General features: G+C 71.4%; 1 protein-coding gene. It reads right to left on the bottom strand.

Going from position 1 to position 761, the window contains the following annotated elements:
* Positions 1-761 (bottom strand): cobaltochelatase subunit CobN (locus NS355_RS17595; RefSeq protein WP_209445133.1); only part of this gene is annotated, 761 nt, incomplete at both ends.

Raw genomic sequence — 761 nt, 5'->3', positions numbered from 1 at the left:
CAGGGTGCGCAGATAATCGCCCTCCTCCTGCATGTGGCGGCGAAGCAGTTCCTCGGCGAGTTTCACGCCCTGTCCTTGCGCAGCCCGGCTCGGCACTGCGCGCGGATCGATGGCGTAGAGGTTGCGGCCCGTGGGCAGCACATCGGCACGCCCGCGATAGGGCGAACCCGAAGGTCCGGCCGGAACGCGCTCTCCGGCCAGCCCGGCGAGCAACCCCGCCCGCTCCGCCGCGCCCTGCTCCCCGCGCCCGAAGACGTGCAGCCCCTCGCCGAACTGGCTGCCCTTCACGTCACAGACAAAGGCATCGATCCGGGCGAGCGGGTCCTCCGCCCCCGCCAGCCCGAGCGTCTCGCCCAAGCCGACGCTATCCGCCTCCTCGGCGATGCTCGCGCGCAGCCGGTCGCGCCGCGCCGGGTCGAGGCCATCGGCATTGGCATATTCGTCGAGCAGTGCCTCCAGCCGCCCCAACCCCGCGCCGGTCTCCGCCTGAACCAAGGCCGGGGGGACATGGCCGATCGTCACCGCGCCCAGCCGCCTTTTGGCCTGCGCCGCCTCGCCCGGATCATTGACGATGAAGGGATAGAGGACCGGCCAGTCCCGCGTCAGCGCCTCGGGCCAGCAGGCGTCGGACAGCGCGACCGCCTTTCCGGGGAGCCATTCCAGCGTGCCGTGCGCGCCGACATGGACCAGCGCGTCGATGCCTTGCGCACGGAGCCAGAGATAGAAGGCGACATAGGAATGGCGCGGGCAGCGCGAGAGGT

The organism is Sphingomonas yabuuchiae (assembly GCF_001477495.1).
In the GTDB taxonomy this organism is placed as follows: Bacteria; Pseudomonadota; Alphaproteobacteria; order Sphingomonadales; family Sphingomonadaceae; genus Sphingomonas; species Sphingomonas yabuuchiae_A.
This window is presented reverse-complemented; position numbering and strand designations above follow the sequence as displayed.